This window comes from Psychrobacter sp. (genome assembly GCF_018260395.1).
In the GTDB taxonomy this organism is placed as follows: domain Bacteria; phylum Pseudomonadota; class Gammaproteobacteria; order Pseudomonadales; family Moraxellaceae; genus Psychrobacter.
Window position 1 is genome coordinate 1 of record NZ_JAGLBC010000104.1, and the last position, 4349, is coordinate 4349.

At 34.4% G+C, this 4349-nt stretch carries 4 protein-coding genes; all 4 read right to left on the reverse strand.

Features of this window, described 5'->3' with window-relative positions; genetic code table 11:
* Positions 1–145: 145 nt before the first annotated feature.
* Positions 146–787: a peroxiredoxin gene (locus QZ265_RS08190; protein ID WP_296405175.1), complete on the reverse strand. Its 642-nt coding sequence runs from the start codon at positions 785–787 to the stop codon at positions 146–148.
* Between the two features lie 339 nt (positions 788–1126).
* The gene (locus QZ265_RS08195; RefSeq protein WP_296405177.1) at positions 1127–1804 is read right to left on the reverse strand and encodes a DUF2057 family protein; all 678 of its coding nucleotides are present in this window, start codon (positions 1802–1804) and stop codon (positions 1127–1129) included.
* Positions 1805–1980: 176 nt separating this feature from the next.
* A complete protein-coding gene (locus tag QZ265_RS08200) occupies positions 1981–2793 on the reverse strand; it encodes a DnaA/Hda family protein (RefSeq protein ID WP_296405179.1) in 813 nt (270 codons plus the stop codon).
* A gap of 224 nt (positions 2794–3017) precedes the next feature.
* Positions 3018–4118, reverse strand: a complete 1101-nt coding sequence (locus QZ265_RS08205) for an AI-2E family transporter (RefSeq protein WP_296405181.1) — start codon at positions 4116–4118, stop codon at positions 3018–3020.
* Positions 4119–4349: the final 231 nt, after the last annotated feature.

Here is a 4349-nt window from a genome sequence, read left to right on the forward strand (position 1 = left end):
TATCAAATTCAATGCATAACACTATATCAATATTTGTTAAACAATGAACAAATAAAAAAGCTCTCATATTTAATTATGAGAGCCATTTTAAGACAGATTTAATTTGTAGTTTATGCAATTAAAATCTTACCATAAATAATTTTAGCTACTTATCAGGTTGTGGAGTGGTGCGTAGGTAAGGTTTGATTTCAGTGAAGCCTTTTGGATAATCTGTTTCAGAAATATCTTCAGTTTTTATGCTAGGAGGAATAATAACATCATCACCATCTTTCCAATTTACTGGTGTAGCTACGTTATATTTATCGGTTAACTGTAGCGCGTCAATAGCACGAAGAATCTCGTCAAAGTTACGACCTACACTAGCTGGATACGTCAACGTCAAACGAACTTTTTTATTTGGATCGATGATAAATACGCTACGCACTGTATGAGTTGTGGCCACATTGGGATGAATCATGTCATATAATTCAGCTACTGTTTTATTTTCGTCACCAATGATTGGAAAGTTCATCGCGGTGCCTTGAGTTTCACCGATATCTTTTGCCCAGGCTTTGTGATCTTCTACATCATCAACAGAGACGCAAATAGGCTTAACATTACGTTTTTGAAACTCACCATTTAAAGCTGCAGCACGACCTAATTCAGTAGTACAGACTGGTGTAAAATCAGCTGGATGTGAAAATAATACTACCCAACTATCCCCTGCCCAATCATAAAAATTAATATCACCTTCAGTAGTCGGAGCATCAAAGTTTGGTGCATCATCACCTAATCGTAAATGTGCCATAATCATAATCCTTATTTATAATTGATGTATTTATCGCTTGTTTGCTTTGTAGCTATTAATATTTTAAAAGATAACTTATCAAAATAAATTTACTCAATAGCTATCAGTCAACTTTGAATATAGTATCAAAGTCGCCATTTTAAAACTATGCTAGATTGTAAAGCCGTTATGCCGTATTGGGATTTGCATTTTTAAGATGAATCGTACTGGTTGAAAACGACAAAACCCCTCAGCAAACTGAAGGGTTTATGTTTTTAAAGAGATTTTTAATAATAAAAACAAACAAATTGTTAGGCTTTATGAGTTAACTTTAAGTTATAAGCATATTTGAATTATGATCTATTTTTGAATCCATTGACGAATCTTTTCACGCTCATTTGGTGTAGCTTGTAACCATAACTGCATAAAGCTGTCTAATGTATTTGCTTGAGTATTATTAGCGCTTATTGGAGCAATGGCATTGTTATTCGAGCTATTTGATACATTACCATTATTATCAATCGCTGCTATAGCTTTTTGATTTTCAAACTGAGCATCGTTACTTCCAAATAAAGAAGTTAGTCCTGATAACAGTCCCCTTTGTACTTCTGCACCAGTGGCTTTAGCAATAACCTGATTACCTTGTACTACTGCTAATGTTGGAGATTTTACGTACTTTCTTGCATCTTCATAATTCTCAGGCTGACCAGGCATAGTCAAGCGATAGGATTGATTGTCTTGCATATCTGCAGTAACTGTTACATTTCCAGAGTGTAAATAGTCATGATCATCAGATCGGAGATCATACAAACGGTCATATTTAGCAGTTATTACATGTTTACCAGGCTGTAAAGTAAAGCTCTTTTTTATAGGTTGAAAGGCGCTTGTATTAACTTCCTGACCATTAATTGCAGTTACTTTAATATTTTCATCAACGTCAAGTTGCACTTCTGCGTGAGCGAAAGTAGCAGTCAATAAGCCGATACCTGCTAAAGTTAATATTTTATTGATCATATGTTTATTAATAGTGATAGTCATGAGCTAGCCTTGAATTAGAGATATAGGAATTATTCGGTTTTCATACTTAAGAGGTTAATATTTATGATTTTGCTTTTTATCATAACTACTTTAGACTTTATATATGATAAAGGTCTTTAAGCATATATTTTAATTGCTACAATTTAAAGATTATCAGATATAAATTTAAGAAAATACTAGAAATTAAAAGTCATGTTATCGCGGTAAACATTGCTCTCTTCGGATTTAGAAAGAAAATCTTCATGTGCTTCTTGGTGAATATCTTCAAGCTCAGCCATTAACGTTTGTTCATCAATCATAGCAATAGCTTGACTAATAACAGCTTTAGAAACATGAGCACGATTTAAATTGGAGAACAAAGGCTGAATCAAATTTAATATGTTTAACATGCCACCAATACGATGAGGGCCTTCATCAAGCAGATGCTCGGTAATACGAGGGTCAAATTGCCAACCTCGCCTACGCATAACAGACTCAAGCATGGCTTTTCTGTCCGCAATATTGTGACCTTCGGGTACTCTAAAAGCCGGAGATTGGATCAAACGAGTTAATAAGTCTGGTAGCTCAAATGGTAATTCTGTAGCAGGGGTTTTTGCTGCAAAAATAAGCTGTCCCTGACCTTCACGACTTCTATTTATTAAATGGAAAATTGCTTCTTGCCACTCTCGGCTAAAACGTATGGCTTCCAAATCATCGATAGCCACTAAATCAAAGCTCTCAAGTGATGCCAATACACCAACATCAGTATTGACTAACTCCTTTAAAGACAAGCAAATTGCAGACTTTTCCATCTCCATATACGATTCACAAATTGCTGAAAGTAAGTGAGTTTTGCCCGTCGAACCACTTCCATAGATATACATCTGTCCAATTAAACCAACGTGGAGTTGACGAACAGCGTCGATTATAGTCGACCAGCCTGGTCCCGAAAAATCACTCAGGCTAGCATCTCTCCTAACTTCTAGGTTTAAACTTAATTGATTTGTCATCAGGCTAATATCTCGGCTCGATATATCTTTATAACGCTTATTTATATCACAATTTGATGAACAATAATATGTCAAAAGCCTTTATTAAGCTTCTAAAGCTCAATAAAGACCAATTGTATAGTAACAAGTCAATACTATGAAAAGTCTATTTATCCAAAATTGAATGCAATGTAACTTCCAAATTTTATCTAAATAGCTTAAGGAATTGGCTAATAATGCAATAACTAGTCAAATAGTTTATATTGCTTTCTACCTTTATACCATTCTGATTGTTTGTACGCTTCAAAGGAATGGTGAAAAAGCACATTTATAATTGCAGAAACCGGTAATGCTATTAACATCCCTACAAACCCCATTAAGCTTGCACCTGCTAGAACTGCAAATATTACCCATAAAGGTGACAATCCTATTTTATCGCCTAACAATAATGGCTGTAAGACATAGCCTTCAACCGCTTGTCCCACCATAAAGGCGCCTACGATAAGTCCTAGTTGCAACCAGTTAAACCCAAATTGAAATACACCGGCGACAATAGCCGCGATAAAACCAATACCAAAACCTAGGTAGGGTACAAAACTGGCAATACCTGCGACCATACCAATAGTTAGCCCCAACTCCAATCCAATTAGTTGTAATTGTACGGCATAGACAACACCCAATAATATCATTACCAATAACTGTCCTTTAATAAAGGCCATTAATGCTTTATCACAATCACGTACAATCTCAATAACTTTACTAGCGCTCGATGCAGGTAAGGCTTTTTTCCAAGTTTGGATTCGCTCATTCCAATTGAATAAAAAATAAAAAGTTAGGATTGGAATTAATACCAAAATTCCTGTGACATTTATAATACTAAGACCTGAATTCATAATGTAAAGCGCAAAAGACTGCGCATCCGCTACATTATAATTTTTACTCAAATAATCCATGAAAGTTTGTGAGACGATTTCAGATTTTAATGGAGGAAGTTCAAAGCGACTATTATCATTAATCCAAACTCGAATATCAGTGTTATACCATTTAACTAGCTTAGGCATATAATCCCAAGCATAATGTAATTGATTCCAGATATTAGGTAATAACCACCATAATAAGATGCCAATTCCAAAACTTATTGCACTATAAACAATAACAATAGCAAGCCATCGAGGCATAATATATGCCAAACGAGCCACAATGGGATTAAGAAGATAGGCAATAATAAAAGCGCATAGGAAAGGTACGATCACTGGAAAAACTAAATATAATAGCCATAAGCCTAATGCTACGCTCACTACTACAAATATGCGTTTATAAAACGGGTCAATTCTTGCAACTTGCATAAAGGTATTCTCTTAATTAAAGTCATAAAGTAGTGTAGATAATAGTATTTTTAATCTCATTATTTGACATTTGCAACATAAGTTAATAATTGAATTGTTGGTCAAAATTAATACTATATTAATCTACAAATGAGTTAGCATTAACTGACTTTTGGTCATTTTTTGTTTTAATTGCTCATTTATATGCGTTTTATCAATGTTAAATTTTGCGGGTACTGTCTTTTTGCGTAT

Coding starts and splice junctions, on each gene's coding strand:
- QZ265_RS08205 (WP_296405181.1), bottom strand. CDS start 4,118: ATGCAAGTTGCAAGAATTGACCCGTTTTATAAACGCATATTTGTAGTA.
- QZ265_RS08195 (WP_296405177.1), bottom strand. CDS start 1,804: ATGACTATCACTATTAATAAACATATGATCAATAAAATATTAACTTTA.
- QZ265_RS08200 (WP_296405179.1), bottom strand. CDS start 2,793: ATGACAAATCAATTAAGTTTAAACCTAGAAGTTAGGAGAGATGCTAGC.
- QZ265_RS08190 (WP_296405175.1), bottom strand. CDS start 787: ATGGCACATTTACGATTAGGTGATGATGCACCAAACTTTGATGCTCCG.